At 56.0% G+C, this 13,120-nt stretch carries 11 protein-coding genes and 1 tRNA gene; 5 read left to right on the top strand and 7 right to left on the bottom strand.

Annotation, left to right across the window (positions count from 1 at the left end; genetic code table 11):
- Window positions 1-6: 6 nt before the first annotated feature.
- The 5 genes from OOJ60_RS11770 to OOJ60_RS11750 form a co-directional block, all read right to left on the bottom strand.
- On the bottom strand, window positions 7-1,287 hold the full coding sequence (locus OOJ60_RS11770) for an MFS transporter (RefSeq protein WP_042286817.1): 1,281 nt from the start codon (window positions 1,285-1,287) through the stop codon (window positions 7-9).
- 67 nt (window positions 1,288-1,354) lie between these two features.
- Window positions 1,355-2,293: a sugar kinase gene (locus OOJ60_RS11765; RefSeq protein ID WP_205612600.1), complete on the bottom strand. Its 939-nt coding sequence runs from the start codon at window positions 2,291-2,293 to the stop codon at window positions 1,355-1,357.
- 3 nt (window positions 2,294-2,296) lie between these two features.
- Window positions 2,297-3,046 (bottom strand): sugar phosphate isomerase/epimerase family protein, encoded by a 750-nt coding sequence (locus OOJ60_RS11760; protein ID WP_205612599.1) that lies wholly within the window; start codon window positions 3,044-3,046, stop codon window positions 2,297-2,299.
- Window positions 3,047-3,146: 100 nt separating this feature from the next.
- Window positions 3,147-4,163: a LacI family DNA-binding transcriptional regulator gene (locus tag OOJ60_RS11755; protein ID WP_042286807.1), complete on the bottom strand. Its 1,017-nt coding sequence runs from the start codon at window positions 4,161-4,163 to the stop codon at window positions 3,147-3,149.
- Between the two features lie 125 nt (window positions 4,164-4,288).
- A complete protein-coding gene (locus OOJ60_RS11750; protein WP_042286803.1) occupies window positions 4,289-4,951 on the bottom strand; it encodes an OmpA family lipoprotein in 663 nt (220 codons plus the stop codon).
- Window positions 4,952-5,103: 152 nt separating this feature from the next.
- On the opposite strand from OOJ60_RS11750, the gene OOJ60_RS11745 reads away from it, so the two are divergent.
- The gene (locus tag OOJ60_RS11745) at window positions 5,104-7,428 is read left to right on the top strand and encodes a molybdopterin guanine dinucleotide-containing S/N-oxide reductase (protein ID WP_233470891.1); all 2,325 of its coding nucleotides are present in this window, start codon (window positions 5,104-5,106) and stop codon (window positions 7,426-7,428) included.
- Here the strand turns inward: OOJ60_RS11745 and OOJ60_RS11740 are convergent.
- Together OOJ60_RS11740 and tag are read right to left on the bottom strand one after the other, a co-directional pair.
- Window positions 7,397-7,837, bottom strand: a complete 441-nt coding sequence (locus OOJ60_RS11740; protein ID WP_205612598.1) for an N-acetyltransferase — start codon at window positions 7,835-7,837, stop codon at window positions 7,397-7,399. The two genes, OOJ60_RS11745 and OOJ60_RS11740, sit on opposite strands and share 32 nt — an antisense overlap.
- Complete coding sequence (tag, locus tag OOJ60_RS11735) at window positions 7,818-8,396, bottom strand: DNA-3-methyladenine glycosylase I (RefSeq protein ID WP_042286797.1); 579 nt, start codon at window positions 8,394-8,396, stop codon at window positions 7,818-7,820. Before tag ends, OOJ60_RS11740 begins: the two co-directional genes overlap by 20 nt.
- A gap of 157 nt (window positions 8,397-8,553) precedes the next feature.
- Between tag and OOJ60_RS11730 the strand changes: the two genes are divergently transcribed.
- From OOJ60_RS11730 to OOJ60_RS11715, 4 genes are all read left to right on the top strand, one after another.
- The gene (locus OOJ60_RS11730; RefSeq protein WP_042286794.1) at window positions 8,554-9,255 is read left to right on the top strand and encodes an autotransporter domain-containing protein; all 702 of its coding nucleotides are present in this window, start codon (window positions 8,554-8,556) and stop codon (window positions 9,253-9,255) included.
- 230 nt (window positions 9,256-9,485) lie between these two features.
- Window positions 9,486-10,688 carry an L-lactate MFS transporter gene (locus OOJ60_RS11725; RefSeq protein ID WP_181822357.1) on the top strand — a complete coding sequence of 401 codons (1,203 nt, stop codon included), beginning with the start codon at window positions 9,486-9,488 and terminating at the stop codon, window positions 10,686-10,688.
- Between the two features lie 262 nt (window positions 10,689-10,950).
- Window positions 10,951-12,642, top strand: coding sequence for a kdo(2)-lipid A phosphoethanolamine 7''-transferase (gene eptB / locus OOJ60_RS11720; protein WP_060570226.1), 1,692 nt, complete (start codon window positions 10,951-10,953; stop codon window positions 12,640-12,642).
- 91 nt (window positions 12,643-12,733) lie between these two features.
- Window positions 12,734-12,810, top strand: a tRNA-Pro gene (locus OOJ60_RS11715).
- Window positions 12,811-13,120 lie beyond the last annotated feature (310 nt).

The raw sequence follows: 13,120 nt of genomic DNA, 5'->3' as shown, positions 1-13,120 counted from the left end.
GTGATTTTACGCGTGGCGTGCGCCAGTCGGTAACTGCTGATTATTCGCGGGTCTGACAATCAGAGTTAGCCATACGGAGGCGAAAAGCGCCACCCCCATAAAAATGTACGAGGCGGACGGGCTGCCGGTGACGCCGTTCAGGTAGCCGACGAACCATGAGCCTAAGAACGAACCCAGCGCGCCCATACTGTTGATGAGCGCCATCGCGCCGCCAGCGACGTTACGCGGCAGCATTTCGGGAATGATGGCGAAGAAAGGCCCGTACGGGGCATACATCGCCGCCCCGGCAATCACCAGCAGGATGTACGAGGCCCAGAAATTATTCGCGCCGACCGCCCAGGAGCCGATGAAGGCGAAAGCGGCAATCAGCAGCAGCGGCCAGACGAACAGTTTGCGGTTCTGCAATTTATCCGATGCCCAGGAGGCCAGAATCATCGCGACCGTTGCTGCCAGGTACGGCACGGAGGAAAGCCAACCGACTTCGACCATGCCGAGGTTCGCGCCACCGTCGCGAATAATGGATGGCAGCCACAGCACGAAGCCGTACACGCCGATGCTCCAGGTAAAATATTGCAGGCAAAGCAGGATAACGTTACGGGAGCGAAACGCCTCGCCGTAGTTACGGACGGCCTTGATGCCCTGTTGCTCCTGTTCGAGTTGGGTTTGCAGCGCTGTTTTTTCCGCATCGGACAGCCAGCCGACCTGCGCCGGTTTGTCGCGAACCAGCGCCCACCAGCAGAATGCCCACAGAATGGCGGGAACGCCTTCGATGATAAACATCTCGCGCCAGCCGAGCGCCTGGATCAGATAACCAGAGACCACCGACATCCACAACACAGTCACCGGATTGCCGAGGATCAGGAACGTGTTGGCGCGGGAACGCTCCGAACGAGTAAACCAGTTGCTGATGTAAATCAGCATGGCGGGCATAACTGCGGCTTCGACCACGCCAAGGATAAAGCGGATCGCGGCCAGCGCGGGAATGTTGCTGACCACGCCGGTCAACGACGCGCAGCCGCCCCATAAGATCAGACAGACGAAGATCAGCTTGCGCACGCTGCGGCGCTCGGCGTACACCGCGCCGGGGATTTGGAAGAAAAAATAGCCCAGGAAGAACAGCGCGCCGAGCAGCGATGAGATCCCTTTGGTAATCCCGAGATCCTCGTTAATGCCCGCTGCGGAAGCGAAGCTGAAGTTTGCGCGGTCAAGATACGCCAGGCTGTACGTGATAAACACGATTGGCATGATGTACCACCAGCGTTTTGCTGCATTTGTTGAGCTTGCCATAGTCAACCTCTGTTGTTTATGCCGCCGCTGTCTGTAGGGTACAGGGGGCCGTTATCATGACGTGACGTTATTCGCCTAACGTTTCACGTGTGGGTAAACCTTCGCTGTCGCCCTGTACCTGAATCGCGAGCGCGCCAATTTTATTGCCGCGGGCGACTGCCTGAGCCAGCGTGCGGCCTTCCAGCAGGGCGCTGATAACACCGACGGCGAAACCATCTCCGGCACCGACGGTGTCTACAACGTTGTCCACCTTGACCGGCGCAACGCTGCCTTTTTCACCGTCGTGGGTTTTATACCAGGCGCCGTCTGCGCCCGTTTTCAGCACCACGGCCTTCACGCCGTGACGCAGGTAGAAATCCGCAATCCCTTCCGGCGTCTGCTGGCCGGTTAATATCATTCCTTCCTTCAAGCCCGGCAGCACCCAGTCGGCCTGAAAGGCGAGACGGTTGAGCTTCTCGACCATTTCTTCTTCGCTTTTCCACAACGTTGGGCGCAGGTTGGGGTCGAAAGATATACGCTTTCCCTGAGCCTTAAAGGTGCGTGCGGTATGCGCCAGTAATTCATATGAACTGCTGGACAGCGCTGCCGCCACGCCGCTCAGGTGCAAATGACGGGCGCGGGAGAAGTATTCTGCGTCAAAATCTTCCAGTGAAAGACGGCTGGCCGCAGAGCCTTTACGAAAATACTCCACAATGGGATCGGTTCCATTTTCAACTTTCGATTTCAGCTGAAAGCCCGTAGCGTAACCGTTGTCAACGGTTACGCCACAGGCGTCAATCCCCTCTTTTTGCAGGGTGTTAAGCACAAAGCGCCCGAAACTGTCGTTTCCTACCCGGCTTACCCAGCCGACCTTCAGGCCGAGCCTGGCCAGTCCGGTCGCAACATTCAGTTCGGCGCCGGCAACGCGCTTGATAAAGCGATCGACGTCCGCCAGATCCCCGGTTTCTGTCGCGACAAACATCGCCATCGCTTCGCCAAGGGTGATGACATCCAGTGCATTTTTCATGGGTTACTCCTTGCGTAAAACGTCGACGTAGCGGCGGGTGACGGCGGTCAGATCGGCCCCTTCCAGCGGAAACTCGATACCGCGCGGTACGTGTGCAGGCAGCGCTGAGAGAAGCGCCAGCCAGCGCGGGTCGGCCCGATCCGGCGGGATAGTGCGGTAGCTGTCGTGGTGCCGTGTCGCTGCCTTAACGTGGACGTATCCAACAGAGGACGCCAGTGCATTAGCGGCCTCTTCCGGCGAGTCGCCTACCCACAGCCAGTTGCCCATATCAAACGTCAACTGCACCGCAAGCGCCTGCTGCTGGCAGGCGGCGTTAAAGCGCCGCATTGATTCAAGACGACCGCAGGCGGTCTGGTCGTTTTCCACCACCAGCGCCATGCCGCTGCTTGTGAGCCAGTCGCGCAGCGTGTCAAACGAATCAGTATGCTGAAAATGGCCGAGTGAAACTTTCAGCCACAGCGCACGCAGCGTTTGCGCTTCCTGAAGCAGCGCGGGTAACTGCGGGTTGAGGCTGGCGTCGGTGACGAACAGCGGTTGCGGCACGGAGTAGCAGGCCTGCAGCCCGACGCTTTCGATGGCTGAGGCCAGCGCCGGCAGGGCGTTCAGTTCCGCGTCGGTAAACATCTCGCGGCGTATCTCAACGCCGTCGGCGCCGGCGTTGGCGATCACCGGCAGCATCGCGATTTGTCCGCCCGCATCGCGTACGGTGTCATAACCATACGCGGCGGTGACCACCATAATTTTTCTTTGCATGAGGACCCCCGATCTGGCGTGCTTTTTATTACGCTAGATGGAACCGGTTCCAAAGAAAAGTGTAGTGTGTCGAAATTATGATCGCCATCACGAAGGGAGATTAACGGGCGGTAGAACCGCGGACGATCAGCTCGCCGGAAAAAACCTGCTCATGGATAGCCTCGCTGCCGCCTTCTATGCGGCGGACTACCTGCTCTACCGCGGCGTAGCCAATCTGCCAGGTGGGTTGTTTTAACGTGGTGATGCCAACACCCGCCAGCTCTGCCCATTCCAGCTCGTCAAAGCCCAGCAGGCCGATGTCGCTGCCCCAGTTGAGGCCAATGCGCTTCAGCGAACGGGCGACCTGCAACGTCAGCGCGCCGTTAGCCGAAATAACCGCCTTACGCATGCCACGGTGCTGCTGGTGAAATTGACGCAAGGTGTTATCTAACTGCGCGTTTTCCGCCAGCGGGACTTCGGCGTTCTCTGCGACCACGCCAGGGTAGCGCGCCAGCGTGGCGCGAAAAGCGTTGAGGCGTTCGCGGCGGGTATTGACGGTCCCTAACGGCTCGCTAAGAAACAGTAGCGCCTCAAAGCCTTGCTCGATCAAATGCTCAGTGGCGGTGGTTGCGGCCTGCGTGTTATCCAGTCCCACCACGTCGCAGGCGAAGTCAGGAATTTTCCGGTCGATCAGCACCATTGGCAGCGCGGATTGTTGCAGACGGTTTAAGCCATCCTCGCGCATACCGACAGCGTTCACCACAATCCCTTCGACCTGATAGCTGCGCAGGAGATCAAGGTAGTGCAACTCCTGATCCACTTCGTTGTTGGTGTTACAGACCAGTGGGGTAAAACCCTTCTCGCGGCAGGCGGCTTCTATACCGCTGAGCACGTTAACGGAGTAAGGGTTGGTGATATCGGCGATAATCAGGCCGATGAGACGGGTGCGGCCTCGCTTCAGGCTGCGCGCCATCAGGCTTGGGCGATAGTCGAGATCAGCAATGGCTTTTTCAATACGCGCCAGCAATGCCTCTGAAAGCAGATGCTTTTCGCCGTTCAGATAGCGTGAAATACTGGTTTTACCGGTTTTTGCCGCTTTCGCCACGTCGCTGATGGTGGGGCGCCCTGATTTGCTCATCGCTGATTTCCTTACTTTAGATGAGCATACCTTAGCGCGAAAATACCCGGTGGCGCTACGCCTGGCGGGTAGGGGAATCGATTTTCCGGGCCGGAAGGCGTTCAGGCCGCCATCCGGCACAAGAATTACTGAATAGGGCTTAAGGTGATTTCGACGCGGCGGTTCTGGGCTTTGCCTTCCGCGGTGCTGTTGCTGGCGATCGGGTTCGCCGGACCCATACCGCTGGTGCGGATACGGTTAGCGTCTACGCCCTGAGCGATCAGCGAGCTGGCAACGCTATCGGCACGCTGTTGCGACAGACGCATATTCAGATCGTGGCCGCCTGTGCTGTCGGTATAGCCAATGACGTTGACGGCGGTTTTCGGGTATTCCTTCAGTACCATCGCAACACCCGTTAGCGTGTTCGCTCCCGCTGGCTTCAGCGTGGCGCTGCTGCTGTCAAAGGTGACGTTGTTCGGCATATTCAGAATGATGTTGTCGCCGCTGCGCGTGACGCTCACGCCGGTTCCCTGCATTTTTTCACGCAGCTTCGCTTCCTGCACGTCCATGTAATAACCCACGCCGCCGCCCAGCGCCGCGCCGGCTGCTGCGCCTATCAGCGCGCCTTTGCCGCGATCTTTCTTCGAGGATGACAGCGCCCCAATGCCCGCGCCAACCAGCGAGCCAATCCCGGCGCCGACGCCGGATTTACCCGCTTCGCGTTCACCGGTGTAGGGGTTGGTTGTGCAGCCAGATACCGCCAGCGCGCCGCTCACGATAGCGGCAATGACTAAAACACGTTTCTTCATCTTAATTCCTTAATGTCTTTCTTATTTTTACCACGGCAAGCGTGGCGGTAGATTATGACGTGTGAAGTTGAAGAAAATTCCAGGGATCTCTCTGAAATTTGTAAGTAACATTGAACAGAGAAATACATCTACCCCTCTTCAGGAGCGCCATTTTGCCAACGCACAAACCGGTGTTAACCGCGGCCCACTGGGGGCCTGTCCTCGTGGAAACAGACGGAGAGACAGTCATTTCTTCCCGCGGCGCGCTGCCCACGGAGCATCCCAATTCGCTGCAAAGCGCAGTTCGCGATCAGGTACACAGCAAAACCCGGGTGCGTTATCCCATGGTGCGTAAAGGTTTTCTTGCCTCGCCGGAAAGGCCACAGGGCGTGCGGGGACAGGATGAATTTGTGCGGGTGAGCTGGGACGACGCCCTGGCGCTTATCCATAAGCAGCACAAACGTATTCGCGATACCTATGGCCCGTCCTCTATTTTTGCCGGTTCCTACGGCTGGCGCTCCAACGGCGTGCTGCACAAAGCCGCCACGCTGTTGCAGCGTTATATGGCGTTGGCAGGGGGATACACCGGGCATCTGGGGGATTATTCCACCGGCGCGGCGCAGGCCATCATGCCGTATGTGGTAGGCGGCAGCGAGGTTTATCAGCAGCAGACCAGTTGGCCCGTTGTGCTGGAACACAGCGATGTGGTTGTACTCTGGAGCGCCAATCCCCTGAATACGCTAAAAATTGCCTGGAACGCTTCGGATGAAAAGGGAATCGCTTACTTTGATGCGCTGCGGCGCAGCGGCAAACGGGTGATCTGCATTGATCCTATGCGATCGGAAACCGTCGATTTTTTTGGCGATAACATGGAATGGATCGCGCCGCACATGGGCACTGACGTGGCGCTAATGCTCGGTATTGCCCACACGCTGGTGGAAAACGGCTGGCATGATCAGACATTTCTGGCGCGCTACACCACGGGCTACTCACTATTTGCTGAATACCTCACCGGACAGCGCGACGGCATAGCCAAAACCGCTGAGTGGGCGGCCGACATTTGCGGCATTCCGGCAGAAAAAATCCGCGAACTGGCGGCGATTTTTCACAATAACATCACTATGCTGATGGCCGGTTGGGGAATGCAGCGTCAGCAGTTCGGCGAGCAAAAGCACTGGATGATTGTCACTCTTGCGGCAATGCTTGGGCAAATCGGTACCCCGGGGGGCGGTTTTGGTCTCTCTTATCACTTCGCCAACGGTGGAAATCCGACGCGCCGCTCCGCCGTGCTGGCCTCAATGCAGGGGAGCTTGCCTGGCGGCACTGATGCGGTGGATAAAATCCCGGTTGCGCGCATTGTCGACGCGCTGGAAAACCCCGGCGCGTCTTATCAGCATAACGGCATGGATCGTCACTTTCCGGATATCCGTTTCGTCTGGTGGGCGGGTGGCGCCAACTTTACCCATCATCAGGACACCAACCGACTGATTCGTGCCTGGCAGAAGCCGGAGCTGGTGGTGATTTCCGAATGCTTCTGGACCGCAGCCGCTAAACACGCCGACATTGTACTGCCCGCCACCACCTCCTTTGAGCGCAACGATCTCACCATGACTGGCGATTACAGCAACCAACATCTGGTGCCGATGAAACAAGTTGTGCCGCCGCAGTATGAAGCGCGCAATGATTTTGACGTGTTTGCCGAACTGAGCGAGCGCTGGGAGCGCGGCGGCGGACAACGTTTTACCGAAGGGAAAAGCGAACGGGAATGGCTGGAGACATTCTACAACATCGCTGCCCAGCGTGGGGCCAGCCAGCAGGTAACATTGCCGCCGTTTGCGACTTTCTGGGAAGCCAACCAGCTGATAGAAATGCCGGAAAACCCGGACAACGCGCGGTTTGTGCGTTTTGCTGATTTCCGTCGTGACCCGGCTGCGCATCCGTTAAAAACCGACAGCGGCAAAATCGAAATCTATTCCCGGCGCATTGCCGGTTACGGCTATGCGGATTGTCCCGGGCACCCGATGTGGCTGACGCCGGACGAGTGGCACGGCAATGCGCAGAAAGGCCAGCTTCAGGTGCTGTCGGCGCATCCGGCCCATCGTCTGCACAGCCAGCTTAATTACAGCGAACTGCGTGAACGCTATGCGGTGGCGGATCGTGAACCGGTTACAATTCATCCCGACGACGCGCTGGCGCGCGGCATCCGTGACGGCGATACGGTGCGGGTGTGGAATGATCGCGGGCAGATTCTCGCAGGGGCCGTGGTGAGCGCTGGCATTAAGCCGGGCGTGATCTGCATTCACGAAGGAGCATGGCCGGATCTGGATCCTGCCGCCGGAGGCATCTGCAAAAACGGCGCGGTGAACGTGCTGACCAAAGATTTGCCCAGTTCCCGACTGGGCAACGGCTGCGCGGGGAACACCGCGCTGGCGTGGCTGGAGAAATATTGCGGCCCCGCGCTGACGCTTACGGCGTTTGATCCGCCTGCCAGCTCATAATCCAGGTGGGATGCTGGGTATCCTCCTGCCATGCGCTATCTTCAATACGAAAGCCCATCGCATGGTAGAAGTTCACCGCGTTCTGGTTTTTTTGATATACCTCAAGACTCAGCTGCGTAAAGCGCTGTTGCACATACCGCACCAGCGCTTTGCCGATCCCACTGCGCAGTGCGTCAGGCGTGACAAACAGCGCGCCTAAAAAACGATCTTCCAGTACGCTAACGAACCCTTTCAGAACGTCGTTATCCTCCCACACCCAGGTTCTGGCGGCGGGCAGATACACGTCGCGCACGATCGTTTCGCTCTCGCGCCAGTAGTGTTCAGCAATAAACGGATGGGCAAAGATCGTGCTTTCCAGCCACAGAGCCAGAATCGACGTCCTGTCGGCGCTACGGGATTCGCGAATCATATTTTTCTCCCGGGTGGCAAAAACAGCCGGTGATATGGTCATTGACCAGTCCGCACGCCTGCATAAAGGAATAGCAAATGGTCGTACCGACGAATTTGAAGCCCCGTTTTTTCAACGCTTTTGACAGCGCGTCGGAGGCGGGCGTAGAGGTTGGGATCTCGCTCAGCGTGGCGGCCTGCGTCACCTGTGGTTGATGGTCGACAAATGACCAGACGAACTGCGCAAATGGTTCGCCGTTTTGCTCCATCGCAAGCCAGGCGCGGGCATTGCCAATGATGGCCTGAATTTTTCCGCGATGACGGATGATGCCCGGGTCGAGCAGCAGCCGTTCGACATCCTCTTCCTGCATCGCCGCCACGCGAACGGGATCGAACTGGTGGAAATTGGCGCGATAGTTCTCGCGTTTTTTCAGCACCGTAATCCACGACAGGCCGGCCTGCTGGCCTTCAAGGCAGATCATTTCAAACAGTTTTTTACCGTCGGTTTCGGGGACGCCCCATTCTTTGTCATGGTAGGCAATATAAAGCGGGTCCTGGCTGACCCAGCCGCATCGTTCCATACTTTCCCTCGCTCTCTGAATTGCCTTAAAAATTTCGTTCTGCGCGCCTTGACGCGTCTGCGAAAAAGACAATATTTAATACAGGGCTTTTAGCCTGTCATCCTTCTCACAATGACAATAATATCGCCGATTTCGGCTCTCCTCTGGAGTCGCATTGATGATGACAAAAAAAGACGGTGGTCGCCGGGAAATCGTTCTGCTGGCGAGCGTGGTGGCCTGTTCGCTATACATCAATACCGCCAGTGCGTGGCAACAAGAATATATCGCCGAAGCGCCATCCGGACATACGACTGAACGCTATACCTGGGACAGCGATCACCAACCGCGTTATGACGACATCCTGGCGGAACGGATCAAATCCTCGCAAAACGTGCCGGGCTTGAGCGTTAACTTTGCGGATGCGTCGCCCCATGAGGCGACCAGTGGCATGAGCATGGGCTGGAATTTCCCGGTTTCAGAGACGGTGATGACCGGGCCGGTCGCCGCGCTCCATTACGACGGTACTACTACATCGATATATAACGAATTTGGCGACAGCGTGATGAATTTGTCCGCCGATCCGTTATGGCATGCCAGCGTGAGTACGCTGGGCTGGCGGGTGAATTCGCAATTTGGCGAGATCAGACCGTGGGCGCAGGTCAGCTATAACCAGCAATATGGCGATAGCATCTGGAAAGCGCAGTCCGGGCTAAGCCGCATGGCGGCTACCTCACAAGACAACAGCTGGCTGGATGTGACCGTGGGGGCGGATATGCTGCTTAATCCGCACATGGCCGCTTACGCAGCGCTCACTCAGGCGGAAAATACGCCCAACACCACCGATTACCTGTATACGATGGGAGTCAGCGCCAGATTTTAACCTTGAATTTACAACTACACCTTAGCCATAACATGGCATGTAATGGTAGTGGGTACTAACTTACAATATAAAAATCAGCTTGCTGAATATATGTCTCGTCATTCATTCCAGATTCCAGGCATTTCATTCCGTTCTGACGGCACTTCATGCCGTTTTTTCCCCGCATAAAATGCATTTCGTTATGGTTGTCGGCAGTGAATTTCCCCTTTTGTTTATGCAGGAATACTGCCATGAAAACTTCAACGTATCAGCGCACCCGTTGGTTGACCCTTATCGGCACCATTATTACGCAGTTTGCCCTGGGTTCTGTTTACACCTGGAGCCTGTTTAACGGCGTACTGTCCGAAAAACTGGATGAACCCGTCAGCCAGGTCGCCTTCTCTTTTGGCCTGCTAAGCCTGGGGCTGGCGATCTCATCTTCCGTTGCCGGAAAGTTACAGGAGCGATTTGGCGTTAAACGGGTGACGATGGCGTCAGGCATTTTGCTTGGGCTGGGCTTCTTCCTGACCGCACATTCTTCGAATCTGATGATGCTGTGGCTGAGCGCTGGGGTGCTGGTGGGACTGGCGGATGGCGCAGGCTACCTGTTAACCCTGTCCAACTGTGTGAAGTGGTTCCCGGAGCGCAAGGGGCTGATCTCCGCTTTCGCCATTGGCTCCTATGGTCTGGGCAGCCTGGGTTTTAAATTCATCGACAGTCAACTGCTGGCGACCGTCGGTCTGGAAAAAACCTTCGTAATTTGGGGTGCGATTGTGCTGGTAATGATTGTCTTTGGCGCCACGCTGATGAAAGATGCGCCGAACCAGGAGGTCAAAACCAGGAATGGCGTTGTGGAAAATGATTACACGCTGGCGCAATCGATGCGTAAACCGCAGTACTGGATGCTGGCGGTCATGTTCCTGACGGCGTGTATGAGCGGTTTGTACGTGATCGGCGTGGCGAAAGATATTGCGCAGGGCCTGGCGCATATGGACGTCGCGTCTGCGGCCAATGCGGTGACGGTTATTTCTATCGCAAACCTGTCTGGTCGTCTGGTGCTGGGGATCCTGTCGGACAAAATTGCCCGCATTCGCGTTATTACGATTGGCCAGGTGGTGTCGCTGGTGGGGATGGCCGCTCTGCTGTTTGCGCCGCTGAACGCGATAACCTTCTTTGCCGCTATTGCCTGCGTCGCCTTTAACTTTGGCGGCACCATCACTGTCTTCCCGTCGCTGGTGAGCGAATTCTTCGGCCTGAATAATCTGGCGAAAAACTATGGCGTGATTTACCTCGGCTTTGGCATCGGCAGCATCTGCGGTTCGATCATCGCCTCGCTGTTCGGTGGCTTCTACGTCACCTTCTGCGTGATTTTCGCCCTGCTGATTCTCTCGCTGGCGCTGTCTACCACCATTCGCCAGCCAAAACGCGATGTAATGAATATGGCGCATGCCTGAATAAAATAAACAATGACAGGACCAGCCGCGTGGCTGGTCTTTTTGTTATTAGCAGTCGCGTGAAAAATCCGTTTTCAAACTTGAATATTTGTAAAAATCTGCTTCGATCACATTATCTGCTGCCACTTTTTCCCTTCCTTGTGGTCTACTTAGCCGCGCGTGTAGATCTTTCCTGTCTGACTACCTTCGCAATTTGTCCTGCCCGGCTGGGTTAGCCGAAGCGCAGGCTGTGTTTACCCCTCGATTTCCAGGGCTTGCTTGCATGAAATACATTACGTCGATGACGCAGCAAAAGCTGAGCATTTTGCTTGCCGTCTATATCGGTCTGTTTATGAATGGCGCGGTTTATTTCCGTCGGTTTGACGGTTATGCGCAGGATTTTACCGTATGGAATGGAATCGCCGCGGTTGTTGAATTGGCTGGCACGGTGCTGGCTACCTTCTTCTTTTTACGTCTCTTTTCCCTGTTAGGCCGTACGGCCTGGCGCGTTCTGGCTTCGCTACTGGTGCTGATCTCCGCTGGCGCAAGCTATTACATGACCTTTATGAATGTCATGATTGGTTACGGTATTGTGGCTTCAGTCATGACCACCGATATCGACCTGTCAAAAGAGGTTGTTGGCTGGACGTTTATTCTTTGGGTGGCTGGCGTAAGCCTCATCCCGCTGGTGTTGATCTGGTTTAACCGCTCGACGGACACCTTTTTGCGTCAGCTTTGTACGCCAAAAGTACGCTGGCGCAGCGCGCTCACCGTTCTGATGGCGGCTTTTCTGGTGTGGGCGCCGATTCGCCTGCTGGAGCTGCACCAGAAGCGCGCCGATCGCATCGCTGGCGTCGACATGCCAAGCTACGGCGGGGTGCTGGCGAACTCGTATCTGCCAACAAACTGGCTGTCCGCACTGGGCCTGTACGCCTGGGCGCAGGTTGATGAATCGTCAGATAACAAATCGCTTATCAATCCGGCGAAAAAATTCACGTATACGCCAACCCAGAATCTTGATGACACCTACGTGATTTTCATCATTGGCGAAACCACGCGTTGGGATCACATGGGCATGCTGGGCTATGAACGTGATACCACGCCGAAGCTTGCGAAAGAGAAGAATCTGGCAATGTACCGCGGCTACTCCTGCGATACCGCCACCAAGCTGTCGCTGCGCTGCATGTTCGTGCGTCAGGGCGGGGCGGAGGATAATCCACAGCGCACGCTGAAAGAGCAAAACGTATTTGCAGTGCTTAAACAGTTAGGTTTTAGCGCCGATCTGTACGCGATGCAGAGCGAGATGTGGTTCTACAGTAACACGATGGCCGACAACATCGCCTATCGCGAGCAGATCGCTGCGGAGCCGCGCAACCGGGGCAAAGCGGTGGATGATATGCTGCTGGTGAACGAAGTTTCGCGGTCCCTGGAGAATAACCCGCAGGGCAAACATCTGATTGTGTTGCATACCAAAGGTTCCCACTATAACTACACTCAGCGCTACCCGCGCGAGTTCGCCCAGTGGAAGCCGGAATGTTATGCCATCGACCGTAAGTGTCCGAAGGACCTGATGATTAACTCTTACGATAACTCCATAACCTATGTGGACCACTTTATCGATAGGGTGATTGATCAGGTGCGCGATAAGAAAGCGATTGTGTTCTACGCGGCGGATCACGGCGAATCGATTAACGAGCGCGAGCATTTGCACGGCACGCCGCGTAAGCTGGCGCCGCCGGAGCAGTTCCGCGTACCGATGATGGTCTGGATGTCGGACAAATATCTCGAGAATCCGGCCAACGCGCAGGCATTCGCGCATCTGAAGAAAGAGGCGGAAATGAAGGTGCCGCGTCGTCACGTTGAGCTGTACGACACGATTATGGGTTGTCTCGGTTACACCTCGCCCAACGGCGGGATTAACGAGTATAACAACTGGTGCCATGTCCCTGACGGGAAGAAAGTTGCCGCACAATAAGCGGCCTGACGACTTTCTCGCCGATTAAATGGCATTTTGCGACTAAGGGATTGACGGGGGCGCGCCTGAGCAGTAAGATGCGCCCCGCATTCGGTGATTGGCGCAGCCTGGTAGCGCACTTCGTTCGGGACGAAGGGGTCGGAGGTTCGAATCCTCTATCACCGACCAAATTTAAAGCCCTGCTCAACGAGCAGGGCTTTTTGCATTTGAAGCCAATGAGGATGAGAACCTCCGGGGGAAGAGGTTCGACCCGAGCGATCACCGACCCAATTCGAAACTCTGCCATCTTCATTTTTGCTACAAAAATTGCGCCTTACTTCTCACTATCCGTTAACGATTATGTGACATATTCCATTGTCTTTTTTTATCTTTGCATCAATCTTTTTTTGCGTTACTTATGGCTGACCCCAGCATTTTCCGCTGTGCGTTTTAACGTTCATGGCATTAATCGCTCAGATATACAGCATTTCGTCAGAAA

It is taken from the genome of Citrobacter sp. R4 (assembly GCF_026719175.1).
In the GTDB taxonomy this organism is placed as follows: domain Bacteria; phylum Pseudomonadota; class Gammaproteobacteria; order Enterobacterales; family Enterobacteriaceae; genus Citrobacter_A; species Citrobacter_A sedlakii.
This window is presented reverse-complemented; position numbering and strand designations above follow the sequence as displayed.

Excerpts from the sequence above, each read along its gene's own strand:
- OOJ60_RS11760 (WP_205612599.1), bottom strand. The coding sequence starts at position 3,046 with ATGCAAAGAAAAATTATGGTGGTCACCGCCGCGTATGGTTATGACACC.
- OOJ60_RS11730 (WP_042286794.1), top strand. The coding sequence starts at position 8,554 with ATGATGACAAAAAAAGACGGTGGTCGCCGGGAAATCGTTCTGCTGGCG.
- OOJ60_RS11725 (WP_181822357.1), top strand. The coding sequence starts at position 9,486 with ATGAAAACTTCAACGTATCAGCGCACCCGTTGGTTGACCCTTATCGGC.
- OOJ60_RS11770 (WP_042286817.1), bottom strand. The coding sequence starts at position 1,287 with ATGGCAAGCTCAACAAATGCAGCAAAACGCTGGTGGTACATCATGCCA.
- OOJ60_RS11765 (WP_205612600.1), bottom strand. The coding sequence starts at position 2,293 with ATGAAAAATGCACTGGATGTCATCACCCTTGGCGAAGCGATGGCGATG.
- OOJ60_RS11740 (WP_205612598.1), bottom strand. The coding sequence starts at position 7,837 with ATGATTCGCGAATCCCGTAGCGCCGACAGGACGTCGATTCTGGCTCTG.
- eptB (WP_060570226.1), top strand. The coding sequence starts at position 10,951 with ATGAAATACATTACGTCGATGACGCAGCAAAAGCTGAGCATTTTGCTT.
- tag (WP_042286797.1), bottom strand. The coding sequence starts at position 8,396 with ATGGAACGATGCGGCTGGGTCAGCCAGGACCCGCTTTATATTGCCTAC.
- OOJ60_RS11750 (WP_042286803.1), bottom strand. The coding sequence starts at position 4,951 with ATGAAGAAACGTGTTTTAGTCATTGCCGCTATCGTGAGCGGCGCGCTG.
- OOJ60_RS11755 (WP_042286807.1), bottom strand. The coding sequence starts at position 4,163 with ATGAGCAAATCAGGGCGCCCCACCATCAGCGACGTGGCGAAAGCGGCA.